This is a genomic window from Pseudarthrobacter sulfonivorans (assembly GCF_001484605.1).
Taxonomy (GTDB): domain Bacteria; phylum Actinomycetota; class Actinomycetes; order Actinomycetales; family Micrococcaceae; genus Arthrobacter; species Arthrobacter sulfonivorans_A.
In genome coordinates this window covers 4576129-4601681 of record NZ_CP013747.1, presented here as the reverse complement: position 1 = coordinate 4601681, position 25553 = coordinate 4576129, and the positions used below count along the sequence as shown (strand labels likewise).

Below are 25553 nucleotides of genomic sequence, written 5' to 3'. Positions count from 1 at the left end.
CCGGCCTTACGGCTCCCAGGCACTAGTGGCCGATCGAGTCCAGGGATGCCGGAATGTTGTCCAGGTAACCCTTGATGTTGCGGGCGGTCTCCGCCACGGAGTCACCGCCGAACTTTTCGGTGACGGCTTCCGCCAGAACCAGCGCAACCATCGCCTCGGCCACCACGCCGGCAGCCGGCACGGCACAGACGTCGGAGCGCTGGTGGTGCGCCTTGGCAGGCTCCCCCGTGCTGACGTCAACCGTGCGCAGGGCGCGGGGCACCGTGGCGATGGGCTTCATGGCCGCCCGCACGCGCAGGACGTCGCCGATGCTCATGCCGCCTTCAATGCCGCCGGCCCGGTTGCTGGTCCGGATGATCTTGCCGTCCGCGTCCTTGACGATTTCGTCGTGGGCAGCGGAGCCGCGGCGCGCAGCTGTCAGGAAACCGTCGCCGACTTCCACACCCTTGATGGCCTGGATGCCCATCAGGGCGGCGGCGAGGCGCGAATCAAGCCTGCGGTCCCAGTGGACATAGCTGCCCAGTCCCGGCGGCAGTCCGTACGCGAGGACCTCCACCACACCGCCCAGGGTTTCGCCTTCCTTGTGGGCGGCGTCAACCTCGGCCACCATGGCGTCTGAGGTCTCGCGGTCAAAACAGCGCAAAGGATCGGCGTCGAGCGCAATCACGTTGGCTGGAACGGGCAGCGGACGGCCCTCGGGCACGGTCACACTGGCGATGGAGACGGTGTGGCTGACCAGTTCGATGCCGAGCGCCTTGAGGAACTGGGACGCCACGGTGCCCATGGCAACCCGCGTGGCGGTCTCCCGGGCGCTGGCGCGTTCCAGGACGGGCCGGGCCTCGGTGAACCCGTACTTCTGCATCCCGGTGAAGTCTGCGTGGCCCGGACGGGGCCGGGTCAGCGGTGCGTTGCGGGCCTGGTCCGCCAGGATTTCCGGATCCACCGGATCGGCAGCCATGATCTGCTCCCACTTGGGCCATTCGGTGTTGGCGACCTGGACGGCCACCGGACCGCCCTGGGTCAGGCCGTGGCGGACGCCGCCGAGAATGGTCACGACGTCCTGCTCGAACTTCATCCGGGCGCCCCGGCCGTAGCCAAGGCGGCGGCGTGCCAATGAATCGGCGATCTGCCCGCTGGTGAGTTCAACACCGGCGGGGACGCCTTCAATAATTCCCATCAGGGCCGGACCATGGGATTCACCGGCAGTCAACCAACGCAACATAATTTCCATCCTGCCACGTATGGCGGTCAGAACGCCCGTCGGGGAAGGCCGACTGAGTCGCACATCACATCTATGACAGACGCATTAACGTCGTCACCGCGGCCGGTGAACAGGCGTACCTGTTCCACCGCCTGGTACAACAACATTTCGAGCCCGGGCACCACCGCACCGCCGCCGGACTGCCACGCCGACGCAATCTGGCTGGGCCACGGATCATAGGCCACGTCCAGGAGGACACCGGGTGTTCCGGTTCCCAACGCGGCGATCTCCGCCGCCAGCCCGTCCGCTGCGCGCGGCGGGAGCGTGGAAATTACGACGTCGGCACTTGCGGTCGGAACGGCGGCTTCGGTCAGCGGCCGGACGACTATGGAAAGGCCTACTCCGGCCGCGGCGGCGCGTGCTTCGTCGGCCCGGGAGATATCCCGGACGAACACCTGGGCGTGCTGCGTGCCCAGATCCTTCAGCGCGGCCACTGCGGCAGCGGCTGTACCGCCGCCGCCCAGGACCACGGCAGCGGGGCTGGCCGCCACTCCGGCGTTAAGGACAGCGTTGACGATGCCGGCGACGTCGGTGTTGTAGCCGATGCGCCTGACGGAGCCGAGGTCTTCCTCGAAGGCGACGGTGTTGACCACGCCCAGCGTCCGTGCCACGCCACGGACTTCGTCCACTTCGGCAAACATGCCTGATTTCAGGGGCATGGTGACTGAGAGTCCACGCCAGCCCTGCTGCGTCCTGACCTGTTCCATAAAGGCGGGCAGAGCCTGCTCGGTCAGGTCCAGGGCCGTGTAGCCGATGTCCATCCCGAGTTTGCCGTAGGCCGCCAGGTGCAGGGCCGGGGACTTGGAGTGGCTGATCGGATGGCCCAGGACGGCGGCCCGGAGACTCATGTGCAGCGGCCCACGTTGGCCTGGCACCAGGTGTTGTACTGGTTGACGTAGACGTTGTGTTCGTCGAGCGTCTTGGAGAACTTTGTCTCCTTCGTGTCCAGGTTGATGGTTACCCAGTACAGGTAGTCGTTGGTTTTGGGCTTCGCCGCCGCGTCGATGGCGGTCTTGCCCGGGGAGCCGATGGGGCCAGGCGGCAGGCCCGGGTTGGCGTAGGTGTTGTACAGGTTGGATTTGTCCTGGCGCTCTTCATCGGTGAAGTTGAAGCTCTTGGTGCCCAGCCCGTACGTCACGGCCGAATCCACCTGCAGGTAGCCGTAGGTCTGGTCATTCGGCTTGAGCCGGTTGTAGATGGCACCGGCAACGTCACCGTACTCAGCCTGTCCGCCCTCAGCCTGAACAATGCTCGCCACAATCACGGCTTCGTACTGCTTCGCCGGATCGGAGATGCCCTGTGCCACCAGTTCGTCGGTGGTTCCCTTGACCAGAGACTGGAGGATCTCCTTCGCCGGTGTGCCGAGCGGGAAGCGGTACTCCCCCGGAGCGAGGAAGCCCTCAAGGTTTTTGGCGTTGGCCGGGAGGCCGAACTGCGCGGGAGCGTCGCTGAGTTCCTTCAGCTGCTGCAACGACACACCGGAGCCCTGGGAGATGGCCTGCAGCGACTCTCCGATCCTGAGACCGGCATTCAAGGCGAAGTAGATGACCTTGCTCTTGTCGGTGCCAAGCAGGATGCTGACGGCGTCGGAGTTCTTCATCTCCATCTTGAACGTGTAGTCGCCCGGCGACAGCGTCCCGCCGGAAGAAGCAAAAGCCTGCAGGAAAGTGTCAGCGTTGGCCACTACTTTCCCGCTCTCCAGTTTGGTGGCCACGGAGCGGGTACCTTCACCGGGCTGGACCGAAACAATGACTTCGCCCGTGCCGGGACCGGGGTAGTCGGCCGCTTTGTCGTTTCCAAGCAGGGGCTTCAGGAACTGCGCGCCCACGGCGATCGCCGCCACGAAGACCACAAGGGTCAGGAACAGGGCCAGGAGGCGGCGCCGGCGCCGCACCTTCTTGGAGGGCTTCGCCACTACGGAAACCGCGGCTGCGCCGGCGAACAGGCCGGCGTCGGGGTGGTGATCATCAGGGTAGTGGTCATCGGCATGGTGATCATCATGGTGGCCTGCATCGTGGTGTTCTTCGTCCGGATAGTGGAGCCCGGCGTCGTGCGCTTCGTCAGGGTGGTGGTGCCCGGCGTCGTGCGCTTGATAAAAGTGCTGGTCTTCGGGGTGGTATTCCTGAACCTGGGCGTCGTCCGGCTGGTGGTCTGCGGCCGGACCGGCGTCCTGGATGGAAGGCGGCGTTTCCGGGACTGTGGGGACAGCCGGCTGCGGCTCCGGATCCGGTTCAGGCGCCTGAACCAGTACGGCCGCCTGAACCAGTACGGCCGCCTGGACCGGAACGGGGGCAGGCGCCGGAGCGGGTGCAGCTTCGGGAACAGGAGCCGTGGCAGGTGCGGGCGCATCCTGCCCCGTTTCGTAGGCCTGCTCGGGAACCACATCGCTGCTTCCCGTGTGCTTCTCCAGGGCGCGGAGCTCTTTCCGGGTCAGCGGCCTGGCACCATCGTTGCTCGTGGCGCCTGAGGCGTCGTCGTTATTGGACGGGCTCACTGTAGCCTTCCGTGTTCTGAGATCGGGTCGTGCCTTCCGGGGCCGCATGCTCGGGCTGGACTGCCGAACCTGCTCCGGATGGCCGAGTACGGGGCGGCGCAGTCACGCGGCTGCCAACGTCCGTTCCCCTGGCTTTTTGCATGTCGATGGCGTGCTGGAGGATGCCTGCCGCCGCGACCTGATCCACCACTTTACGGTGGTTCCGGCTGCTCATGCCAGCTTCGTGCAGGCTACGGTGCGCCGTAACACTGCTCAGGCGCTCGTCGACCAGGTTGACCGGAACATCCATTCCCCGGGCAACGAACTCCGCGACCAGCAGTTCGGCGTAGTCGGTGGCCATCCTGGCAGAGGCGTGTTCCTCGCCCTTCATAGTGCGTGGCAGCCCCACGAAGACCTGGACGGCGCCCAGTTCCCCAGCGAGGGACGCGATGACACGGACGTCGGAATTCTTCTTGACGTTGCGGTCCAGGGTCTTGTGCGGAGTGGCCAGGATTTCGTCCCGGTCGCAGAGGGCCACGCCCACGCGGACGGTGCCGACGTCTACCCCCAATTTGATGCCCTGGGGGTAGACGGCGGCGCCAGCGGATTCTGTCACGGGTTCCCTAGCGCCGGGAGATGGCGTCCACAACGGCGGCCAGCGCCGGTGCGACCTTGGCGGCGTCCGTGCCGCCACCTTGGGCGACGTCGTCCTTGCCGCCGCCGCCGCCGCCGAGGATTCCGGCCGCGAGCCGGACCAGGGCCCCGGCCTTCACGCCGGCTTCCCGGGCTGCCTCGTTGGTGGCCACCAGGATCATGGGCCGGTCATTGCTGACACCGGCCACTGCCACGGTGGATGCTGCCGAACCGAGGCGGTTGCGCAGGTCGAGGGCAAGGTTGCGGATGTCGTCAGCGCCGCCGATCTGGCCGGCGTCGTGTGCGATGACCTGGACGCCGGCTGCGTCCCGGGCTGTGCCCACGAGGTTTCCGGCCGCCGCGGCGATCTGTTCCTTGCGCAGGCGGTCGAGTTCCTTCTCCGTGGCCTTGAGCTTGTTCAGCGTGCTGGCGATTCTGTCGGCGAGCTGACCGGAAGGCACTTTGAGCATCTCGGTCAGTTCAGTCACCAGGGCGCGCTCGGCGGCCAGGTGGCGGAAAGCATCCATGCCCACGAACGCCTCCACACGGCGGTTTCCTGAACCGACTGACTGCTCGCCGAGCAGCGACAGGCTGCCGATCAGGGACGTGTTGGCTACGTGCGTGCCGCCGCAGAGTTCCCGGGACCACGCGCCGTCGATCTCCACAACACGGACTTCGCTGCCGTAGTTTTCGCCGAAGAGCGCCATGGCGCCCAGCGCCTTGGCCTCTGCCAGGCCCATGACCTTCGTGTCCACGCGGAAGTTGTTGCGGATGGCGAGGTTGGAGACTTCCTCGATTTCCGAACGCGTGGCGGTGCTCAGGCCTTCGCCCCAGGCGAAGTCGAAGCGCAGGTAGCCGGCCTTGTTGTAGGAACCGCGCTGGGTGGCTTCGGGGCCGAGGATCTGGTGCAGGGCGGCATGGACGATGTGCGTGCCGGTGTGGGCCTGCTCGGCGGCGTGGCGCCGCTCGCGGTCCACGGCTGCGCGGACCAGTGAGTCGGAGCCGATCTCGCCTTCGCGGACGATTGCCTTGTGGACGCTCAGTCCCTTGATGGGGCGTTGGACGTCCAGGACCTCGACCACGAATCCGTCACCGGTGATGAGGCCGGTGTCAGCCGACTGGCCGCCCGCCTCAGCGTAGAACGGGGTCTCCGCCAGGACGAGTTCAATCTCGTCGCCGGTGGCAGCATGCCCCACGTTCTGTCCGCGGCTGAGGATGCCCCGGACCCGGGACTCGCCATCCAGGTCGGTGTATCCGGTGAAGACAGTCTCGCCCTGGGCCAGCAGCTCCTGGAAGGCGCTGAGATCGGCGTGGCCGCCCTTCTTGCCCTTGGCGTCCGCCTGGGCACGCTGGCGCTGTTCGAGCATCAGGCGGCGGAATTCCGGCTCGTCGACCTTGAGTCCGGCTTCTTCCGCCATCTCCAGGGTGAGGTCGATCGGGAAGCCGTAGGTGTCGTGCAGGGCGAAGGCATCTGCACCGGACAGCGACGTGCCGGCGGCCTTGGACTCCGTGACGGCGTCTTCGAGGCGGGCGGTACCTGAAGCGATGGTGCGCAGGAAGGCCCGCTCTTCGGCATAGGCGATCCGGCTGATGCGGTCAAAGTCCGTCGCCACGATGGGGTAGACGCCCTTCATGGCATCGCGTGAGGCGGGGAGCAGATCCGGCAGGCAGGCCTTTTCGACGCCGAGCAGGCGCATGGAACGCACGGCGCGGCGGATCAGGCGGCGCAGGACGTAGCCGCGGCCCTCGTTGGACGGGGTCACGCCGTCGGCGATCAGCATAAGGGCCGAACGGATGTGGTCACCGACAACGCGCATGCGGACGTCGTCCGTGTGGTGCGGATCCTCAGGTGTTTCGGCCGAGGTGTACTCCCGGCCCGACAGCTCGGCAGCCTTGTCGATCACAGGCCGGACCTGGTCGGTCTCGTACATGTTCTCGACGCCCTGCAGGATCATCGCGAGGCGCTCCATGCCGAGGCCGGTATCGATGTTCTTTTTGGGGAGCTCGCCGACGACGTCGAAGTCGTCCTTCGAGCGGACGTTGTCGATCTGGTACTGCATAAACACCAGGTTCCAGATTTCAACGTAGCGGTTTTCGTCGGCGATGGGACCGCCCTCGACGCCGTAGGCAGGGCCCCGGTCGTAGTAGATCTCCGAGCAGGGGCCTGCCGGGCCCGGCTGGCCGGTGTGCCAGTAGTTGTCGGCCTTGCCCATCCGCTGGATGCGCTCGGACGGGACGCCCGTGTTCGTCAGCCACAGCTCCTTGGCTTCGTCGTCCTCTTCGTAGACCGTCACCCACAGCAGTTCCGGCGGAAGGCCGTAGCCGCCGTCGTCCACGCTCTTGGTGAGCAGCTCCCAGGCGTACTTGATGGCGTCTTCCTTGAAGTAATCACCGAAGGAGAAGTTGCCGCACATCTGGAAGAACGTGCCGTGGCGGGCGGTCTTGCCCACTTCCTCGATGTCACCGGTGCGGATGCACTTCTGAACGCTGGTGGCCCGGTCGAAAGGGGCCTCCTCGCGGGCAGTCAGGTAAGGGATGAACGGGACCATGCCGGCCACGGTGAACAGGAGGGAGGGGTCGCTGGAGACCAGCGAGGCGGAGGGAACCGCTGTGTGTCCTTTGCTGACAAAAAAGTCCACCCAGCGCTTTGTGATCTCCTGCGACTTCATGAGCTGATTACATACCCTTCTCGGTTCACGCGTTATGCCACGCATGACTTATTGATTCAGACGGCAGTGCCGGCAAGCGGCGGCTGCTGGTTTAATTCTCGCGCGTTTTTCCCGCGCGTTCAGCGGCGGGCTACATCCTGGGAGTCGATCCCGAGGGCGGCCCGAAGGTCCGTCTCACGCTCACTCATTCCGGCACGCACGGCATCGGCGAAGTCGTACACACCGTCAGCCAGCCGGCCCACCGCGCGGTTCAGGCCCTCGGGCCCCAGGTTGGACTGGGCTTCGCTGATCTTGCGGAACGCAATGACTCCGATGGCCACGCCGATCCCCATCCAGACAAATCGTTTCATTTCAGTTCTCCGGTGGCTTAGCGGCTGCGGCGGCCGGGTGCGGGCTTCTTGCGGTTGGCGAGGGCGGAACGCACGCCGTAGCTGAAAGCTGCCACCTTGATCAGCGGTGAACCGATTGTCGCTGCAACGAGTGAGGACAGTGCGGAAAGGTTTGCCGACGCATCCGAAACGTTGGAGGCGATGCCATCCACTTTCTTCAACTGCTGGTTGGTGGTGGTCACAGTCGCGGTGACTTCGTCCATCAGGGGCGTGGCGCCATCGCTGAGGGAGCGGATGGAGGTCCGAATTTCCTCCAGCACACTGCCGAGCTTCAGGATGGGCACGGCGAGCAGCAGCACCAGGAGCGCGAACACCCCGGCTGCGATCAGGCCGGCAATATCGCCACCAGACATAGACGTTCATCTCCTTGAAACTGACGTGGATCTTTTACCTCCGCGCACGCTGCCTAGATGCGTTCCGCAGATGTCCCCCAAGTACCTTACATACAAAGAAGCCCGTGGCGCTTGCCACGGGCTTCTTTGGATACGCTGCTGGGATTTAGCGTGCGTAGAATTCGACGACGAGCTGCTCTTCGCAGGTTACGGGAACCTCGGAGCGCTTCGGGCGACGGACCAGGCGGGCCTGCAGGGCGTCAAGCTTGACGTCCAGGTAGGCCGGAACCTGGGGCAGGACGTCGCGGTGTGCGCCGGCTGCTGCAACCTGGAGCGGAACCATGGTTTCGCTGCGGGTGTGGACGTGGACAAGCTGGCCTTCGCTGACGCGGAAGGACGGGCGGTCAACGCGGATGCCGTCAACCATGATGTGGCGGTGCACAACGAGCTGGCGGGCCTGGGCGATGGTGCGGGCGAAGCCGGCACGCAGCACGAGGGCGTCGAGACGCATTTCGAGCAGTTCGATCAGGTTTTCACCGGTCAGGCCCTTGGTGCGGCGGGCTTCTTCGAAGGCGCGGGTCATCTGGGCTTCGCGGATGCCGTACTGGGCGCGCAGACGCTGCTTTTCGCGCAGACGTACGGCGTAGTCGGAGTCCTGCTTCTTGCGGGCACGGCCATGCTCACCGGGGCCGTACGGGCGGCGCTCCATGTACTTGGCGGCCTTGGGGGTCAGAGCAATGCCGAGTGCACGCGAGAGGCGTGCTGTACGGCGAGCACGAGTGTTGTTAGCCACTTGTGTCCTTCCAATATCTGCGGTGTGTCAGTGTTACTGGCCTCCATAATGGAGAGCATCGGCCAACCGCTGCCTTTTGCTACTGGGCACAGGGCTACCCCAACGAAACAGCAGAAATACTGAAGGATGGGGAGATTGCGTCCGCGCCTTGCCAGACAACGAACAATCTTAGCAGGATTCGGCTGCATTCCCACACTCCGCCGGCTCCGGCCGCCGCTCCCCCGGTCACTCCCGTGGCGTCACTGCCCGGGTCCACTCCACCGCCGAGGCCGGTCAGTTGCCGCGGATGATCTTGCGCAGCCGTTCGAGGCGCACGGCGATGTCCCGTTCCGCGCCGTTGGCGGTGGGCTCGTAGTAGTCCCGACCCACCAGGTCATCCGGCGGGTACTGCTGGCTGGCCACGGAATGGGGGGCATCGTGGGCGTACTTGTAGCCGAGCCCGTGGCCCAGCTGCTTGGAGCCGGGGTAGTGCGCATCACGCAGGTGCGCCGGGATCCCGTTGCCCAGGCCGGCACGGACATCCGCGACGGCCTTGTTGATTCCCATGTACGCGGCATTGGATTTTGGCGCGGTGGCCAGATGCACCACGGCCTCGGCCAGGACGATCCGCCCCTCGGGCATGCCGATCAGCTGGACTGCCTGGGCGGCGGCGACCGCCGTCTGCAGCGCTGTGGGGTCCGCCATTCCCACGTCTTCCGCCGCGGAGATCACGATGCGCCGGGCAATGAACCTCGGGTCCTCCCCTGCCTCCAGCATTCTGGCCAGGTAGTGCAGTGCGGCGTCGACGTCGGAGCCGCGGACCGATTTGATGAAGGCGCTGGCGACGTCGTAGTGCTGGTCCCCGGCGCGGTCGTAGCGCACGGCGGCCACATCCAGGGCGCGTTCGGTGTGCTTGAGTTCCACGGTGACCAGCGAGTCGGCAGCGGCGTCGTCCGCATCGCCGAAGGCCACGCCCGCTGCGGCTTCGAGGGCCGTCAGGGCGCGCCGGGCGTCGCCGCCCGCGAGCCGGACGAGGTGCGCCACGGCCTCCGCGGTGAGCTCCACTTTTCCGTTCAGGCCGCGTTCGTCCGCCACGGCGCGCTGCAGGAGCCCTTCGATATCCGCCTCCGTCAGCGGTTTCAGGGTGAGCAGGAGGGAGCGGGACAGCAGTGGCGAGACCACCGAAAAGGACGGGTTTTCGGTGGTTGCCGCCACGAGCACCACCCAGCGGTTTTCGACGCCGGGCAGCAGGGCATCCTGCTGGGCCTTGTTGAAGCGGTGGATCTCGTCGAGGAAAAGCACAGTGGTGGTCTTGTACAGGTCCCGCGCTGTCAGGGCTTCGTCCATAACCCGCCGGACGTCCTTGACGCCTGCGGTGATGGCGGACAGCTCCACGAACTTCCGCCCCTTGCCCTTGGCGATCACGTGCGCCAGCGTGGTTTTTCCGGTCCCGGGCGGTCCCCAGAGGATCAGCGAGCTGGGGCCTGCGGGACCCAGGGCGTCTGTGCCGGCGGCCAGTTGCCGCAACGGCGATCCCTGCCCCAGCAGGTGCTGCTGGCCCACCACGTCATCCAGGGTGCGTGGCCGCATCCGCACGGCCAAGGGACTGCGGGGCGCGGCGGTACGGCCGGACGACGACGGTTCGTCAGTGTCGTCGTCGTCATTGCCATGCCCTTGGGCGAAGAGATCATCCACATAGATAGGCTACTCATTAGTTCACTGCCCCACTTCCGCCCTCCATGCAAGGGATCCCGCCATGAGCGCACGCAGTACCCCCGGCGCCGGCCGGCCGGGGTCCGTCAGGACCGCGTTTGTGTCCGGCGGACGCCTGGCCGGCTGGGCGGAACGCTTCGGTGCCTCGCACGGCGGCTTCCGGATCAGCGATGACGACGACGGCGTGCGGCTGCTGGCGGCCGACGGCACCACTGCGCTGCTTCACGCTCCGTGGCCACCTGACGGACGGCCTGGACGCGGCGCTGATCCCCTGGAGCGCCTGGCCTCCGTCGCCGCCCAGCCACGGACGGCTGGCCTGGTGCTTGTGCGGCGCGGCGGCTATGCGGTGGGCGTGGCCCGGGAAAGCATCCTGCTCGCGTCCAAGGCGGGGTCCCGCTACGTGCAGTCCCGCACCGCGGCCGGCGGCCAGTCCCAGCAGCGGTTCGCACGGCGCCGGGCCAACCAGGCTGATGAGCTGGTGGAGAAAGTGGCGGCCCACGCCGCAGCGGTCTTCGGCGGCCAGCCGATCGAGTATCTTGCTCCGGGCGGGGACCGGACCCTTGCGGGACTGGTCATGGACCAACCTGCCATGAAGCTGTACGCCTCAGTCCCCCGGCTGGACTTCCTGGATGTGCCCGATCCCAACGGCTCGGTGCTGCGGAAGGCCGCCGCGGATGTCTGCGCCGTCCGGATACACGTGGCGGACGCACCGCCATAGTTTTCCACAACCGGCCGTCGGTGATCACCGTGCACCTGGACGCCGGCTACGACTCGGCCAAGACCCGCGGCCTGCTCGACGAACTCAGCTGCGAGGCCGAGGTCGCCACCAAGGGCAACGAACCTCAATCTCGGGGTTGTACTCCGTGACCCACTCGGCCGTCCGACGCTTCCGTCCCGCGATGAACTCCAGCGTGGCATCCCGGTACGTCACGTACTCCTCGGTCGTGGCCGGTGCCTCGGAACGCTCGAAGTTGTCGAAAGGCAGGTAGAACCGAACCTCTTTGTAGTCGGGCGTCACGAGGTCTTGAAAGTGGAAGAAGTCCACGAACTCCGCGAACCCGTCGAAGAGCCTGAAGAAGTCCTTATAGGCGTTGATGACATCGGCGAGGGGGCTTCCTGGTTCTCCTGCATAGTGACGCCGGATGCACTCAAGGGTGAGGTCCATGCGGTCACAGATCTGTTTACCTTCGGGACCGAACCCTCGTGCCTTGTTCATGGTGGGTTGGTCCTTCGTCCTGACGGGCCAAATCATCGAACTGCCGATGGTGTACGGAGGCTTCAGGTAACGGGACTTCTGGTCCTCGTTCAGCCCCGGCGATAGCGTTGACCAGAGCCTTCGGCTTCAACCAGGTGGTGTAGGAGCTGGTGATGGCGTCGCTGCCTTAGCAATGCCTCGTTCCGGAGGGGTCAGTAAAGACGAGGTACTCGTTCCGTCGAGCTGATGAAATGCTCTGGGCGAAAACGACCCCGGAGCGCAGTCTCTTCGTCCACAGCAGCTCATGGTCCAACCGGAGCCTCGGACTGTCCCTGTCCGCGTCGGGTCTGGTCCTCGCAGGCTTGTCGGTCTTGTAGTGGAATGAAGTATCGAAGACGCGCATGTTGGAAGTGTGCGCACGTCAAGGTTTTGAGACGGATTCATCGTTGTTTTTGGTTACGCTGCTTCCCGCGCAGCCGGCCCTTGCCCTACTGAGTTTCACTTCACGTCCGGGGAAGTCATCGGCAATCTCAGGGGCGTCCTGGACGGCCCTGGCCAGCCGGTCCAGTTTGGTGACAACCAGGGTATCGCCGGCGCGGCAGGCGGCCAGCGCTTCACGCAGGCCTGGCCGGTACCTGTTTCTGCCCGTGAGCCCGTGGTCGACGTAGATCCGTTGGGGATCATACGGGACGCTTCGTGGCCCGGAGCAAGAGCGCCGTCCGCCAACGGTGCGTCCGGTGGCGGACCGGCTTGCGGGTGGGTCGAACTAGCTAATCTGGTTGATGAAACGGGTGTCAATTTCGGGGTCAGCAACTCGATACATGATGGCCCGGTGCATCGTGAGCGACTGAAGCGCCATTAGATGGGCAAACCGCCGGCTCTCTCGGACCCAAGGAAAAAGGTAGTGCCAGCCCAAAAGACAGGTACCGACTACCAATGACCGGAGGTTTGCCTGGTCTATAAACTCCGGATTGAGCCGTTATATCGGCACGAACGCGACACTACAGACTTCGCTTTCCACATGCAGGAGGACCTGATGCGGTTCTTAACAGGATTGTCCCGGCGGTACCCGGGGCGGCGTTCCGCCCCGGGCATGAAACAACTGGGCGGCGGCAAACGCCGTTTCCGGCGGGGTAGACCCGCTTCCCTTCGGTTCCGGCGGCGTGCGGCCATCATCAGCACGATCCTGGCGCTCATGCTGGTCGGTAATCTCCCGGCAACTGCCGCGGGCGGGGTGACCTCCACGATCCCGGTCGGGACGTATCCGAGGGGTGTTGCGTTCACCCCGGACGGGTCGACAGCCTACGTTACCAACGTCGGTTCCGACACGGTGTCGGTCATCGCTGTGGCGTCGGGCACGGTGACCTCCACGATCCCGGTCGGGTCGTCTCCGTACGGTGTTGCGTTCACCCCGGACGGGTCGACAGCCTACGTCGCCAACTTCGGTTCCGACACGGTGTCGGTCATCTCTGTGGCGTCGGGCACGGTGACCTCCACGATCCCGGTCAGGTTCGGGTCGGGCCCGTACGGTGTTGCGTTCACCCCGGACGGGTCGATAGCCTACGTCACCAACTACAGTGCCGGCACGGTGTCGGTCATCTCTGTGGCGTCGGGCACGGTGACCTCCACGATCCCGGTCGGGTTCGGGTCGGGCCCGGTCGGTGTTGCGTTCACCCCGGACGGGTCGACAGCCTACGTCGCCAACTCCGGTTCCGGCACGGTGTCGGTCATCTCTGTGGCGTCGGGCACGGTGACCTCCACGATCCCGGTCGGGTTCGGGTCGGGTCCGTACGGTGTTGCGCTCACCCCGGACGGATCGACAGCCTACGTCACCACCTACGGTTCCAACACGGTGTCGGTCATCTCTGTGGCGTCGGGCACGGTGACCTCCACGATCCCGGTCGGGACGCATCCGGTCGGTGTTGCGTTCACCCCGGACGGGTCGACAGCCTACGTCACCAACTCCGGTTCCAACACGGTGTCGGTCATCTCTGTGGCGTCGGGCACGGTGACCTCCACGATCCCGGTCGGGCCGGAACCGTACCGTGTTGCGTTCACCCCGGACGGGTCGACAGCCTACGTCACCAACGCCGGTTCCAACACGGTGTCGGTCATCGATGTGAACTCGGCACCCCCGGTGTTCACCGCGGACACACCACCGACCAAAGCGACCACGCGTGCCGCCTACAGCTACACGTTCACCGCCACGGGTGACCCGGCCCCGACCTTCTACGTGTCCTCCGGTGCACTGCCCGCAGGGCTGAGCCTGGACTCCAGCACGGGGGTCCTTTCCGGGACCCCGACCAAGACCGGTAAGGCAACGTTTACGGTGACCGCCACCAACAGCGTCAGCCCCGACGCGGTCACCCCACGCATCACGATCACCGTGACCAAGGGCAAGGGCCGCTGAGCATGAAGATGTCTGGTTGACGAATCGTTCATGCATGTCTGAGGGACGCTGATGGCAGCTCAACTCCACTCGGTTCGCTGTCCGGTGAAGGATCGGCCAATGGGCATCTATGGTGACATTCAGCGCTGGACCTCACCTCACTCAAACAGGAGGACCTGGGTGTTTACGCCATCGGGACCGCGGGCGAAAAGTTGCTGATCTCCGGCGTCACCGGGCCGCCTGATGGGCGCAAACCCCTTGGGATAAGCGTTGATGTACCGGAGCCATGATGTACCTGAGCCCTTGATGAACCCATGCCGTGGATGCGCCCGTGCATTGCAGCGGCCGCACACACCGTCAACAGCCGGTCAGGTGCCGCTTGGGCCGTTCCTGCCGGTAAAGGTAGCGGCCGGCTTCCTGGAATCCCGCCTTGGCGTAGAGCTGCTGGGCCCTGGAGTTCGCTGCGGTGACCAGCAGCCAGTAGCCGGCCAGGTTGCGGGCGGCGCCTTCCTTCAGGAGCGCCTGCATGATCCGCAGGGCATGGCCGAGCCGCCGGGCGTCCGGGCGGGTGGCCATGCTGTACAGCCCGCCCCAACTGCCTCCTGCCTCCCCGGCGGGAGGGACAGCCAGCCGACCGACGGCGGCGGGAACGCCGTCGTGGGACCTCACCAGCGCATAGAGCGACGGGCAGCCTGCAAGGATGCTGCGTGCGGTCTCGCGCTCGGCCGGGCCGCCGCGGCCATCCACGCTCCACCACAGCTTCAGCCATTCATCGCTAGGGACCGTGGAGATCTCGACGCCGGGTTGGGCCGCCGCAGTTTGAAGCACAGCAGGTTGGTCCATACTCTGCGGGTCCGCCGCCTGGGCGCCGCTGCTCCGGCACATCACCAGCGTTTCGGATTGGCGGGTGAAGCCTTCCCCGTCCAGGATGGCATTCAGTCCGGTGGAGCGGGGATCATCGAAGACCTGGAAAATCAGCGGCAGGCGCCGGCCGCGGTACCAGAGCCGCGCCGCACGCAAGGCCTCGTGCTGCTGGCGTGTATCGCCCTCTGGCTCGCGCGGCCACACCGAATTGGCGCGCTGGGTCACGCCGGAGGCTGCGCGAAGCACCCAGCCGTCGGATTCCTCGCGGTCCGGCGCCGGCCAGGCGGCATCCATCAGCGCCTCAAGCCCAGGCAGGGCCAGGGCTGGTGCAGGACGTGAAACTGTCATGGCGTACCACTCTTCCAATGCGAAAGGCCCCCCGGTTTCCCGGGGAGCCTCTCGACTGCGGTGCTTGGATTACTCGGCCTTTTTGGGCTCTTCCGTTTTCGTTTGGGGCTTGAAGTCCACGCCGGCTTCCTTGCGCTGCTGCGCCGTGATCGGCGCGGGAGCCTGCGTCAGAGGGTCGTAACCGTTGCCCGTCTTCGGGAAGGCAATGACGTCGCGGATGGACTCAACGCCGGCCAGCAATGCCACCACACGGTCCCAGCCGAACGCGATGCCGCCGTGCGGAGGAGCGCCGAACTTGAAGCCTTCCAGCAGGAAACCGAACTTGGTCTGGGCGTCTGCCTTGTCCAGCCCCATCAGTTCAAATACGCGTTCCTGGACGTCACGCTCGTGGATACGGATGGAGCCGCCGCCGATTTCATTGCCGTTGCAGACAATGTCGTAGGCGTAGGACAGGGCCGATTCCGGGTCATTGTCGAACGTGTCCATGAACTCGGGCTTGGGCGAGGTGAAGGCGTGGTGGACGGCCGTCCACTTTCCGGCGCCAACAGCCACATCGCCGGACGCCACCGCTGCGGCGGCCGGTTCGAACATGGGTGCGTCAACCACCCAGCAGAACGCCCAGGCGCTGGGGTCGATCAGGCCGGTGCGGTGGCCGATCTCCACGCGGGCAGCACCCAGGAGGGCGCGGGCCGCTGACCTCTCACCGGCGGCGAAGAAGATGCAGTCGCCCGGCTTGGCGCCCACGGCGTCGGCGAGGCCTGCACGCTCGGTTTCGTTCAGGTTCTTTGCAACAGGGCCGGCCAGTTCGCCGTCTTCCTTGAAGAGGACGTAGGCCAGGCCTTTGTGGCCGCGCTGCTTGGCGAATTCCTGCCAGCCGTCCAGGGTGCGTCGCGGCTGGGAAGCGCCGCCGGGCATCACCACGGCGCCGACATACGGGGCCTTGAAGACTCCGAAGCCGGTGTCCTTGAAGAATTCGGTGAGCTCAGTCAGCTCCACGCCGAAGCGGAGATCGGGCTTGTCCGAGCCATAACGCGCCATGGCGTCGGCGTACGTGATGCGCTGGATGGGCGTCGGGATCTCGACGTCGATCAGCTTCCACAGCGCCTTGACGATGCTTTCGCCCAGGGCAATGATGTCGTCCTGGTCCACGAAGCTGGCTTCGATGTCCAGCTGGGTGAATTCGGGCTGGCGGTCGGCGCGGAAGTCCTCGTCGCGGTAGCAGCGCGCGATCTGGTAGTACTTCTCGAAGCCGCCCACCTGCAGGAGCTGCTTGAAAAGCTGCGGCGACTGCGGCAGTGCGTACCAGGAACCCGGCGCCAGGCGGGCGGGGACCACGAAGTCGCGGGCGCCTTCCGGCGTCGAACGCGTCAGCGTGGGGGTTTCGATCTCGACAAAACCGTCCTGGTGGAGCAGTTCACGGGCAATCCGGTTGGCTTCGGAGCGCAGCCGGAGGTTACGGGCCGGGCCGGGGCGGCGCAGGTCGAGGTAGCGGTGCTTCAGGCGGGCTTCCTCACCGACCTCCACGTGCTCGTCGATCTGGAACGGCAGCGGATCGGAAGTGTTGAGGATAACAACCTTGTCCGCCATGACCTCAATGGCGCCGGTGGCCAGGGCGGGGTTCTCGTTGCCCTCCGGGCGCTTGGAGACGGTGCCGGTGATCTGCAGGACGTACTCGTTGCGCAGGCCGTGGAAGACCTCTTCCTCACGGACCACAACCTGGGCCACGCCGGACGCATCGCGCAGATCCACGAATGCAACACCACCGTGATCACGACGGCGGCCCACCCAGCCAGCCAGGGTTACGGTTTGTCCAATGTGCTCGGAGCGAAGGGATCCGAGGTCATGTGTGCGCAGCACAGCACGCCTTTCTGAAGACGACAGCAGGAAAACAAAAGATAAAACTGCATAGGATCGTTCCGGGAACAATCCCGTCTGAGTTTACCCGCTGGAAAGGCCCGCCTCCCCCATGCCCGAACACCAGCAGCTTCAACGGAGGCTCGGCGTGCTGGACGCCGCGTCCATCGGCCTGGGCTCCATGCTCGGGGCCGGCGTTTTTGTGGTCTTCGCCCCCGCCGCGGGTCTGGCCGGAAATTTCCTGGTCCTGTCGGTCCTGATCGCGGGTGCCGTGGCCTACTGCAACGCGGTGGCCTCCGCGGAACTGGCTGCACGGTATCCGGCCAGCGGCGGAACGTACGTGTACGGCCGGAAGCGCCTGGGGAAATGGCCCGGTTTCCTGGCCGGCTGGGGATTTGTCAGCGGCAAGACGGCCTCCTGCGCCGCCATGGCACTGACGTTCGGCCACTACGTGTCACCGGGCTACGCGGTGCCGGTTGCCATCGCTGCGGTGGTGGCACTGACCGCTGTGAACCTGTTTGGCATTACCCGCACAGCACTCCTGACCCGGATCCTGCTGTGTGTTGTCCTGGCCACCCTGGTGTTTGTTGCCGTTGCCGCGATTGTGGGGCCGCATCCTGGCGGTTTTTCGGCTGGCGGAAGGTCCGACGGCGGAGCTGCCGCCGGCTTCGGGGGCGTGCTGCCGGCCGCCGGCCTGATGTTCTTCGCCTTCGCGGGGTACGCCCGCATCGCCACCCTCGGAGAGGAAGTCAAGGACCCGGCCAGGACCATTCCGCGTGCGATCCTGGCGGCCCTCGCCGGCGCCTTCGTCATCTACCTGGCGTTGGCGCTGCTGCTCCAAAACCACTTGACCGAAGGCAAGCTGGCCGCCACCACGGCCCCGCTGCTGGACGCTGTAGTGAATTCGCAGTTTGCCGCCGGTGCGCCGCTCGTCCAGGCCGGCGCGGCTGCGGCGTGCCTTGGTGCGTTGCTGGCACTCATCACCGGTGTCGGCCGCACCACCCTGGCTATGGCGCGCGAACGCGATCTGCCGGCTCCCCTGGCCCGGGTGGGCGGCAAGCACACGGTGCCGTTCGTGGCAGAACTGGCGGTGGCCGCCGTCGTAATCTTCCTGATCCTGACCACCGACGTCATGACGGTGGTGGGGTTCTCCAGCTTCGGGGTGCTCATCTACTACGCGGTGACGAACGCCGCGGCGTACACCTTGGAGGAGCACCCGGCCCACGGCCCGAGGTGGCTCAATGTGGCCGGCTTCATCAGTTGCCTGCTGCTGGCTTTCACACTGCCGCCCGCTTCGGTGCTGGGGATGGCCGCAGTCCTGGCCACCGGAGCGGCCGGCCGGTTCGTGGTGCTTCGGTTGCGCCGCTAACCTCGCCAGCCTGAGCCGGTTAGGCGGGCTGGGCTGCTGCTGCCTCGAGCGCTGTAGTGACCTGGACTTTAAGGTCTTCCGACGGCGGCATCCACGTTGCGGGATCGGCGTCGGCCTGCTCGCCGGACCGGATGTCCTTGACTTGGTGCTTGCCGTCGTCGTCGGTGAACCAGACGAAGGGGATGCCGCGGCGGTCCGCGAATTTGATCTGCTTGCCGAACTTCTCGGCCTTGGCGGCCACTTCGGTGGCGATGCCCCGACTGCGGAGCTGGGAGGCAACGTCCTGCGCGGCACCCCAACTCTCGTCAGTGGTGAGCGTCACCAGCACGGCGGTGGGCACCGAACGGGAGGCCTTGGCCAGGTCCTGGCTCAGGATGCGCGACACCAGCCGGGTCACGCCGATGGAGAGGCCGACGCCGGGAAACTTGCGGTTGCCCTTGCTCGCCAAGGCGTCGTAGCGGCCGCCGGAGCAGATGGAACCGAGCTGTTCGTGGCCCACCAGGACCGTCTCCACCACCGTGCCGGTGTAGTAATCCAGGCCGCGGGCGATGCTGAGATCGGCAACAACCTTGCCCGGCGCGCGCTGCACGGCGGCTTCGATCACCTGTTCCAGTTCATTGAGGCCCTCCTCGAGGAGGTCGTTCGTCACGCCGAGTGCGCGGACCTGGGCCACAAACGAGGTGTCCTCCGTACGGATTCCTGCCAGGTTCAGCGCTGCCTGCGCCTGGTCATCGGAGGCACCGAGTTCGGACTTGAGCAGCTCCGCGACCTTGGCTGCGCCGATCTTTTCCAGCTTGTCGATGCTGCGGAGCACGCCGGCGGTGTCGTCCAGGCCAATGCCGCGGTAGAAGCCTTCGGCAAGCTTGCGGTTGTTGATCCGAAGGCGGAAGTCCGGAATCGGCAGTGCGCTCAAGGCTTCGGCGATGACCAGGGCAATCTCCACGTCATAGCGGAACGGCAGCTCGCCGTCTCCCACAACATCGATGTCTGCCTGCGTGAATTCACGGGCCCGGCCTTCCTGCGGGCGTTCCCCGCGCCAGACTTTCTGGATCTGGTAGCGCCGGAACGGGAACGCGAGGTACCCGGCGTTCTCGACGACGTACCGCGCAAAAGGCACCGTGAGGTCGAAGTGGAGCGCGAGGGCGTGGGGGTCAGCTTTGCCGGCCTTGCCCGCCTCGGAGCTGTCGGCGTCGTCGTCCTGAAGGCGGCTGAGGCCGTACACCTCCTTATCAATCTCACCCTTGCGCAGGAGCTGGCCCACGGTTTCCACGGCACGGGTCTCGATGGACGCGAAGCCGTGCAGCTCAAAAACCTTACGAAGGGTGTCCAGCACGTGCAGCTCCACCAGCCGCTCCTCGGGAAGCCACTCGGGGAATCCGGACAGGGAGGCGGTGCGTGCCATGGTGGAAGTTCTCCTCTTGATGAAGGGTGCCTGGGACTTTGCCCGGCATTCCACCCGAAACGGGCGGGGAACGGCGGCAGTCCGGCAACTCATGCATAAACTATGTGCGGCAGTCAGTTTATGCGTCTTCCGCCGGCATCTCTAATACGGCGGCCGGCAGCGCAGAAGGCTGCCGCAGACAACCGACTCCGGATTCAGTAGCGACCGGACGCGGCCCGACATACAGGAGGACCAGTGGCGGCCAGTTCACGCAGCGCCCGCGAAGCCAAACGGCGCATCCAGCAGATGGAGGCAAAGCGCGAGCTGCGGCGGGACCAGGAGAAACGGCGCAAACGCGACAACCTCATCGCCGCCGGTGCCGGAGCCGCCGCCGTCCTGCTCGCCGTCGTGCTCCAGCTGACTGCCTTTGCCGGCAACCCCACGGAAGACGAATTCGCAGCCTTAGAGGCCGGCCTGACCAGCCCAACGGATTCCCCCACGCCTTCCGCGCCTGCCACGAACGGTCCGAATATCCCGGCGCCGGACACTGCCGCGGGCAAGGTGTTCACCGGTGAACTGGCACTGAACGGGAACGTGCTCGGCGTCGAAATCGACGGCACCAAGGCACCCCAGGCCGCCGCGGTCTTCAAGGCACTGACGGATGAAGGTTTCTATAACGGCAGCGCCTGCCACCGCCTGACCACGGGCGAGACCTTTGCCCTGCTGCAGTGCGGCGGCGCCTCGGCCTCCGCCGACCCGGACTACACCTGGGGACCCCTCGAAAACACCCCCGCAGACAACATCTACCCTGCGGGCACGATTGCCGTAGCCCGGTCCGGCGACAACGCCTACGGTAACGGCAAGCAGTTCTTTGTGGTCTACAAAGACACGGTGATTCCCGCCGACTCTGCCGGGGGCTATACGGTGGTGGGCAAGGTGACCTCCGGCATGGAAGCAGTGACCGCCATCGCCGCCGCGGGAATCAAGCCCGGCTCCAGCGCATCAGACGGCGCACCTGTGCAACCAGTCACGATAGACTCGGTTTCTCTGAAGTAGGAAGCCAGGCCTGAACGGCCGCGGTGCAGTACGTGAGTATTTCCCTCCAAGCGAAAGACTTTTAGCGGTGACAGACAGTCAGAAATCCGACGAAACAGCAGCAGACCTGACCGAGGTAACGGCCCCCGTGGCTGACCAGGCAGACGCTGTCCAGGCAACCGCCGAACAGGCCACGGTTGACGAAACCGCGGCTGAAGCGGACGTGGATCCGGAGGGCGTGGCCGTCCAGGCCGAAGATGCCGAGGCCGCGGCGGCCCCGGTGGAACGTACCGAGGTCCCGGCCGCCCCGGTTGAAGAGAGCGCGGCCGGTGACGAGAGCGCGGCTGACGAAGCTCCGGCACCCGCGCCTGCTGCGGCACCTCGACCCGCCCCGTCACCGGCAGCCTTCGCTGCCCGGCCCAAGCCGGCAGCAGCCGCACCAGTGGCAGCACCGGCACCCGTCGCCTCCGCGACTTCGCTGGCGGAAGCTGCAAAGTGGGGCCGTGTCGAGGGTGACGGCCACGTATTCCTGACGATCGACGGCGACGAGCACCCGGTGGGCCAGTACCCCGGCGTCAGCAATGACGAAGCCCTTGCCTACTTCGCGCGGAAGCATGACGACATTGTTGCGCAGGTCCTGCTCCTGGAGCAGCGCATCAGCTCCAAGGCGCCCAGCACCGATATGCAGAAGACCGTCACGCACCTGCGCGAGCAGCTGGCGGAGCGGAACATGGTGGGAGACCTCCGTTCCACAGAAGCACGGCTGGACGCTGTTTCCGTGCAGATCGCAGAACTCGAAAAGGCAGAGAAGGCAGAACACGACGCCGTTCGCTCCGCCGAGCTCGCGGCCCGCGAGGCCATCGTGGCCGAAGCCGAAGAGATCTCGGGGCAGGATCCCGCACAGATCCAATGGAAGACCTCCAGCGCCCGGATGAACGATCTTTTTGAAAGCTGGAAGACAGCCCAGAAGGGCGGCATCCGGCTTGGCCGCAGCAACGAGGACGCCTTGTGGAAGCGGTTCCGTGCCGCCCGCACCGTTTTCGACCGTCACCGCCGCGCCTACTTCTCCCAGCTGGACAGCACCAACTCGGCCGCAAAATCGGCCAAGGAGAAGCTCATCGCCGAAGCCGAGGCCCTGTCCTCGTCCACCGACTGGGGCTTTGCCGCCGGCGAATACCGCCGGCTCATGGATGAATGGAAGGCCTCACCGCGCGCCAGCCGCAAGGACGACGACGCCCTCTGGGCCCGTTTCCGTGCCGCCCAGGATGTGTTCTTCACGCACCGGCAGGCAGCCAACGAGGAGATCGACCAGGAATACGCTGCCAACCTCACGGTGAAGGAAGCGCTCCTCGTCGAAGCGAACACCATCCTGCCGGTCAAGGACCTGGCTGCGGCCAAGAAGGCGCTCCAGTCTGTCCGGGACCGCTGGGAAGAAGCCGGCAAGGTCCCCCGCGCCGACATGGGCCGCATCGAAGCCGGCCTCCGCAAGGTGGAGGACGCTGTCCGCAACGCCGAAGAGGAAAACTGGCAGCGCTCCAACCCCGAGACGAAGGCCCGCACCAACAGCGCCCTGTCGCAGCTGGAAGCAGCCATTTCCGGCCTGCAGGACGATCTCGCCAAGGCCGAAAAAGCCGGCGACCAGCGCAAGATCAAGGGGGCCCGCGAAGCCCTCGAGGCGAGGCAGGCCTGGTTGGACCAGATCCAGCGCTCGGCCAGCGAGCTTTCCTAGTCAGTAGTTTGTAGGACGCCTTTCGTAAGGCGCCTGTCGCAGGACGCATGGGCCCGGTCCCGGTTATCCACATAGCCGGAACCGGGCCTGTGCGCGTTAAGGGAAGGCGCGGCAGGATGGGGGGATGGCCACCTCCCCACCACCCCAATACCCGGACCTGTATTCCCCGGGCAGGCCTTTCGCGTGGCCCGAACTCCAGTCGCTGGCAGCGGACGGTGTCCTGGCGCAGTTCCACCAGCGCGGCTTCACGTTGCCGGATGCTCCCGCGTCACCCCAGGTGCGGGCCAGAACGGTGGCCAACGCGGTTCCGGCGGCCGTCAGGCAACGCGTGGTGGCCGGGCGGATGACGGCGGCCTGGATCTACGGCTGTGCGGCTGAACCGGACCGGCTGGCCTTGCTTGTGGATGCGAAACGGCGGATTTCGAGCCTCCGCAACACAAGGGGCTGCACGCTCCATGAAGTCCGGCTTGGTCCGTTCGACGTTGTCAGCATGGGCGGGCTGATGGTGTCGAGTCCACTGCGCACCGCCGTCGACATCGCCCTGCATGTCGACGCCCACCGGGCCTTGCCGGCGCTGGCGGGGTTGCTGGCCCGCCCGGAGCGGGACGTGCGGCTGCGCCTGCTGATCCTGGCCATTGAGGCCAGTCCGCGAGTCCCCCACAAACGGGCCGCACTGGAAAAGCTGGCCTTGCTAGCTCCGCCGCTTGTTACCGGTGGTCCGGTAGACGTCGAACACGCCGTCGATGCGCCGCACGGCACTGAGGACGTGGCTGAGGTATTTGGGGTCGCCCATCTCGAAGGCGAACCTGGAGATGGCCACCCTGTCGGTGGACGTGTTCACGCTGGCAGCCAGAATGTTGACGTGGTTCTCGGACAGGACACGCGTGACGTCGGAGAGCAGGGACTTCCGGTCCAGCGCCTCAACCTGGATCTCCACCAGGAAAACACTTGACTGGGTGGGTGCCCAGTCCACCTCGACAATCCTGTCGGGCTGGTCCCGGAGATCCGAAATGTTGGTGCAGTCCGTGCGGTGCACCGAAACCCCGGAGCCGCGGGTGACAAAGCCGAGAATCGGATCAGGCGGAACGGGCGTGCAACAGCGCGCGAGCTTCACCCAGACATCGCCAACGCCGCGCACCACCACGCCGGAATCGGAGAACTTGGTTTTGGCCACCTGCGTGGGGATGCTGACTTCAGTGATGTCGTCGTCAGTGCTCTCGTTGCCGCCCAGGCTTTCAACGAGTTTCTCCATGACCGACTGCGCTGACGTATGACCGTCTCCCACACCGGCGTAGAGGCCCGAGATGTCAACGTACTTGAACTCTGCGGCTACCGCCGCGAGTGCCTCGTGCGTCATCAGGCGCTGCAGAGGCAGGTTCTGTTTACGCATCGCCCGTGTCAGGAGTTCCTTGCCACGGTCGATTGCTTCTTCGCGCCGTTCCTTGCTGAACCACTGACGGATTTTGTTCCGGGCGCGGGCGCTCTTGACGAAGTGCTGCCAGTCCTGGCTGGGCCCGGCACCTTCGGCCTTGGAGGTAAAGATCTCAACCCAGTCACCGTGGTTTAGCTCGCTGTTCAAGGGCACGAGCTTGCCGTTGACCCGTGCGCCGATGGTGCGGTGTCCCACTTCGGTGTGGACGGCGTAGGCAAAATCCACCGGAGTCGATCCAGCGGGCAGTGCCATGACTTCACCCTTGGGGGTAAAGACAAAGACTTCGCGGGCATTGATCTCAAACCGCAGCGAGTCCAGGAACTCTCCGGGATCGGACGTTTCCTGCTGCCAGTCAACCAGGGACCTCAGCCAGCCCATGTCACCGTCGCGGGGGCTGCCCGGCCCGACAGCCGTACGGCTGGGCTGATCCTTGTACTTCCAGTGGGCGGCCACACCGTACTCAGCACGGCGGTGCATTTCGTGGGTCCTGATCTGGATCTCCACGGGCTTGCCGCCGGGTCCGATCACCGTGGTGTGCAGCGACTGGTACATATTGAACTTGGGCATGGCGATGTAGTCTTTGAACCGCCCCGGCAGCGGGTTCCAGCGCGAATGCATGGTGCCCAGGGCGGCGTAACAGTCCCGGACCGAATCGACGAGTACACGAACGCCCATGAGGTCGTTGATGTCGTCGAAATCCTTGTCCCGGACGATCATCTTCTGGTAGATCGAGTAATAGTGCTTCGGCCTGCCGGTAATGGTGGCCTTGATCCGGGCAGTACGGAGATCCTCAGTGATCTGGTCCCGGATGACGCCGAGGCTTTTCTCCCGTTCCGGGGTGCGGTCGCCCACCATCCGGACGATTTCCTCATAGACTTTTGGATACAGGGCCGCGAAGGACAGGTCCTCCAACTCCCATTTGATGGTGTTCATGCCCAGGCGGTGGGCCAGGGGCGCGAATATTTCCAGGGTTTCGCGGGCTTTTCGGGCCGATGACTCCGCGGAGACGAACCGCCAGGTCCGGGCGTTGTGGAGCCTGTCCGCGAGCTTGATCATAAGGACGCGGATGTCCTTGGCCATGGCCACAACCATCTTGCGGACGGTCTCTGACTGCGCGGCTTCACCAAAGCTGACTTTGTCCAGCTTGGTGACGCCGTCTACCAGCATGGCAACCTCTGGACCGAAATCCCTTTTGAGGTCCGCCAGTGTGTAAGGGGTGTCCTCGACCGTGTCGTGCAGCAGCGCCGCGGCGAGTGTGGTTCCGCTGAGGCCCAGCTCGGCGAGGATGGTGGCTACGGCCACGGGGTGGGTGATGTAGGGATCACCGCTCTTGCGCTTCTGCCCACGGTGGCTCTGCTCAGCCACCTCGAAGGCGCGCTGGATGAGATCAAAATCTTCTTTTGGGTTGTTCGCACGGACGGTACGCAGCAGCGGCTCAAGAATGGGCGAATAGGTTGCCGTGCCGCGGCCGGTCAGCCGGGCCAGGCGGGAGCGGGTACGTTCGCGGCGTCCGGGAAATGTAGGGCGGGCGCCCGATTTGTCCACGGGAACAACTGGCGCCGGGCGTGCGGAAGCGGTCAGTCCGGTCTGAACTCCGTGTCCCGGACTGTTATCCCCGCCGGCCGTTGGCACCGACGCCGAACGTTCTTCCAATGAAGCACCCCTCACGACTGTTTAATTACCCCAGTCTATTCCCCCGCCAGTTCACTTATGTA

Annotated in this window: 20 protein-coding genes and 2 pseudogenes; 6 read left to right on the top strand and 16 right to left on the bottom strand. The window is 65.6% G+C overall.

Features of this window, described 5'->3' with window-relative positions:
* Positions 1-22: 22 nt before the first annotated feature.
* From aroC to AU252_RS20880, 9 genes are all read right to left on the bottom strand, one after another.
* Positions 23-1222, bottom strand: coding sequence for a chorismate synthase (aroC, locus tag AU252_RS20920; protein ID WP_058932358.1), 1200 nt, complete (start codon positions 1220-1222; stop codon positions 23-25).
* Positions 1223-1248: 26 nt separating this feature from the next.
* Entirely contained in the window at positions 1249-2109 is an 861-nt protein-coding gene (locus AU252_RS20915) for a shikimate dehydrogenase (RefSeq protein WP_058932357.1), read from the bottom strand.
* Positions 2106-3755 carry an endolytic transglycosylase MltG gene (mltG, locus tag AU252_RS20910; RefSeq protein ID WP_058932356.1) on the bottom strand — a complete coding sequence of 550 codons (1650 nt, stop codon included), beginning with the start codon at positions 3753-3755 and terminating at the stop codon, positions 2106-2108. The genes AU252_RS20915 and mltG overlap by 4 nt, the downstream gene beginning before the upstream one ends.
* Positions 3739-4350, bottom strand: a complete 612-nt coding sequence (gene ruvX, locus AU252_RS20905; protein ID WP_058932355.1) for a Holliday junction resolvase RuvX — start codon at positions 4348-4350, stop codon at positions 3739-3741. The genes mltG and ruvX overlap by 17 nt, the downstream gene beginning before the upstream one ends.
* A 7-nt stretch (positions 4351-4357) precedes the next feature.
* Complete coding sequence (gene alaS / locus AU252_RS20900; protein WP_058932354.1) at positions 4358-7036, bottom strand: alanine--tRNA ligase; 2679 nt, start codon at positions 7034-7036, stop codon at positions 4358-4360.
* A gap of 119 nt (positions 7037-7155) precedes the next feature.
* Entirely contained in the window at positions 7156-7386 is a 231-nt protein-coding gene (locus AU252_RS20895) for a DUF6167 family protein (protein ID WP_240484246.1), read from the bottom strand.
* 17 nt (positions 7387-7403) lie between these two features.
* The gene (locus AU252_RS20890) at positions 7404-7778 is read right to left on the bottom strand and encodes a DUF948 domain-containing protein (protein ID WP_058932353.1); all 375 of its coding nucleotides are present in this window, start codon (positions 7776-7778) and stop codon (positions 7404-7406) included.
* A 145-nt stretch (positions 7779-7923) separates the two neighbouring features.
* Complete coding sequence (rpsD, locus tag AU252_RS20885) at positions 7924-8550, bottom strand: 30S ribosomal protein S4 (protein ID WP_058932352.1); 627 nt, start codon at positions 8548-8550, stop codon at positions 7924-7926.
* 273 nt (positions 8551-8823) lie between these two features.
* The gene (locus tag AU252_RS20880; RefSeq protein WP_058932351.1) at positions 8824-10224 is read right to left on the bottom strand and encodes a replication-associated recombination protein A; all 1401 of its coding nucleotides are present in this window, start codon (positions 10222-10224) and stop codon (positions 8824-8826) included.
* A 61-nt stretch (positions 10225-10285) separates the two neighbouring features.
* Here AU252_RS20880 and AU252_RS20875 point away from each other — a divergent pair, with 61 nt between their 5' ends.
* On the top strand, positions 10286-10960 hold the full coding sequence (locus tag AU252_RS20875) for an acVLRF1 family peptidyl-tRNA hydrolase (protein ID WP_058932350.1): 675 nt from the start codon (positions 10286-10288) through the stop codon (positions 10958-10960).
* A 14-nt stretch (positions 10961-10974) separates the two neighbouring features.
* A pseudogene (locus AU252_RS23665) lies at positions 10975-11097 on the top strand (IS5/IS1182 family transposase); the annotation flags it as partial.
* Here the strand turns inward: AU252_RS23665 and AU252_RS24700 are convergent.
* From AU252_RS24700 to AU252_RS23425, 3 genes and pseudogenes are all read right to left on the bottom strand, one after another.
* Positions 11045-11494, bottom strand: a complete 450-nt coding sequence (locus AU252_RS24700; protein WP_058932349.1) for a DUF6994 family protein — start codon at positions 11492-11494, stop codon at positions 11045-11047. The pseudogene AU252_RS23665 and the gene AU252_RS24700 sit on opposite strands and share 53 nt — an antisense overlap.
* A gap of 130 nt (positions 11495-11624) precedes the next feature.
* Entirely contained in the window at positions 11625-11840 is a 216-nt protein-coding gene (locus AU252_RS25065) for a DUF6994 family protein (RefSeq protein WP_430929454.1), read from the bottom strand.
* Positions 11841-11921: 81 nt separating this feature from the next.
* Positions 11922-12119, bottom strand: a pseudogene (locus tag AU252_RS23425) (recombinase family protein); the annotation flags it as partial.
* A gap of 354 nt (positions 12120-12473) precedes the next feature.
* Between AU252_RS23425 and AU252_RS20865 the strand changes: the two are divergent.
* A complete protein-coding gene (locus AU252_RS20865; RefSeq protein WP_240484244.1) occupies positions 12474-13847 on the top strand; it encodes a beta-propeller fold lactonase family protein in 1374 nt (457 codons plus the stop codon).
* A gap of 336 nt (positions 13848-14183) precedes the next feature.
* Here AU252_RS20865 and AU252_RS20860 read toward each other — a convergent pair whose 3' ends face one another.
* Both AU252_RS20860 and aspS read right to left on the bottom strand, forming a co-directional pair.
* The gene (locus AU252_RS20860; RefSeq protein WP_058932348.1) at positions 14184-15038 is read right to left on the bottom strand and encodes a GNAT family N-acetyltransferase; all 855 of its coding nucleotides are present in this window, start codon (positions 15036-15038) and stop codon (positions 14184-14186) included.
* Positions 15039-15107: 69 nt separating this feature from the next.
* Positions 15108-16895, bottom strand: coding sequence for an aspartate--tRNA ligase (gene aspS, locus AU252_RS20855; RefSeq protein WP_058932347.1), 1788 nt, complete (start codon positions 16893-16895; stop codon positions 15108-15110).
* A 109-nt stretch (positions 16896-17004) separates the two neighbouring features.
* On the opposite strand from aspS, the gene AU252_RS20850 reads away from it, so the two are divergent.
* Positions 17005-18261 carry an APC family permease gene (locus AU252_RS20850; protein WP_058932346.1) on the top strand — a complete coding sequence of 419 codons (1257 nt, stop codon included), beginning with the start codon at positions 17005-17007 and terminating at the stop codon, positions 18259-18261.
* A gap of 19 nt (positions 18262-18280) precedes the next feature.
* On the opposite strand, the gene hisS is transcribed toward AU252_RS20850, so the two are convergent.
* On the bottom strand, positions 18281-19663 hold the full coding sequence (hisS, locus tag AU252_RS20845; RefSeq protein WP_058932345.1) for a histidine--tRNA ligase: 1383 nt from the start codon (positions 19661-19663) through the stop codon (positions 18281-18283).
* 234 nt (positions 19664-19897) lie between these two features.
* Here hisS and AU252_RS20840 point away from each other — a divergent pair, with 234 nt between their 5' ends.
* Both AU252_RS20840 and AU252_RS20835 read left to right on the top strand, forming a co-directional pair.
* Positions 19898-20698: a peptidylprolyl isomerase gene (locus AU252_RS20840; RefSeq protein WP_058932344.1), complete on the top strand. Its 801-nt coding sequence runs from the start codon at positions 19898-19900 to the stop codon at positions 20696-20698.
* Positions 20699-20765: 67 nt separating this feature from the next.
* Positions 20766-22406: a DUF349 domain-containing protein gene (locus AU252_RS20835; RefSeq protein ID WP_083510503.1), complete on the top strand. Its 1641-nt coding sequence runs from the start codon at positions 20766-20768 to the stop codon at positions 22404-22406.
* A gap of 691 nt (positions 22407-23097) precedes the next feature.
* On the opposite strand, the gene AU252_RS20830 is transcribed toward AU252_RS20835, so the two are convergent.
* Positions 23098-25491, bottom strand: coding sequence for a RelA/SpoT family protein (locus tag AU252_RS20830; RefSeq protein WP_058932343.1), 2394 nt, complete (start codon positions 25489-25491; stop codon positions 23098-23100).
* Positions 25492-25553: the final 62 nt, after the last annotated feature.

Bases quoted from the DNA above. Each gene is read 5' to 3' on its own strand.
- aroC (WP_058932358.1), bottom strand. From the start codon at position 1,222: ATGTTGCGTTGGTTGACTGCCGGTGAATCCCATGGTCCGGCCCTGATG.
- AU252_RS20875 (WP_058932350.1), top strand. From the start codon at position 10,286: ATGAGCGCACGCAGTACCCCCGGCGCCGGCCGGCCGGGGTCCGTCAGG.
- AU252_RS24700 (WP_058932349.1), bottom strand. From the start codon at position 11,494: ATGATTTGGCCCGTCAGGACGAAGGACCAACCCACCATGAACAAGGCA.
- AU252_RS20850 (WP_058932346.1), top strand. From the start codon at position 17,005: ATGCCCGAACACCAGCAGCTTCAACGGAGGCTCGGCGTGCTGGACGCC.
- AU252_RS20860 (WP_058932348.1), bottom strand. From the start codon at position 15,038: ATGACAGTTTCACGTCCTGCACCAGCCCTGGCCCTGCCTGGGCTTGAG.
- AU252_RS20915 (WP_058932357.1), bottom strand. From the start codon at position 2,109: ATGAGTCTCCGGGCCGCCGTCCTGGGCCATCCGATCAGCCACTCCAAG.
- alaS (WP_058932354.1), bottom strand. From the start codon at position 7,036: ATGAAGTCGCAGGAGATCACAAAGCGCTGGGTGGACTTTTTTGTCAGC.
- hisS (WP_058932345.1), bottom strand. From the start codon at position 19,663: ATGGCACGCACCGCCTCCCTGTCCGGATTCCCCGAGTGGCTTCCCGAG.
- AU252_RS20865 (WP_240484244.1), top strand. From the start codon at position 12,474: ATGCGGTTCTTAACAGGATTGTCCCGGCGGTACCCGGGGCGGCGTTCC.
- AU252_RS25065 (WP_430929454.1), bottom strand. From the start codon at position 11,840: ATGCGCGTCTTCGATACTTCATTCCACTACAAGACCGACAAGCCTGCG.
- AU252_RS20895 (WP_240484246.1), bottom strand. From the start codon at position 7,386: ATGAAACGATTTGTCTGGATGGGGATCGGCGTGGCCATCGGAGTCATT.
- AU252_RS20890 (WP_058932353.1), bottom strand. From the start codon at position 7,778: ATGTCTGGTGGCGATATTGCCGGCCTGATCGCAGCCGGGGTGTTCGCG.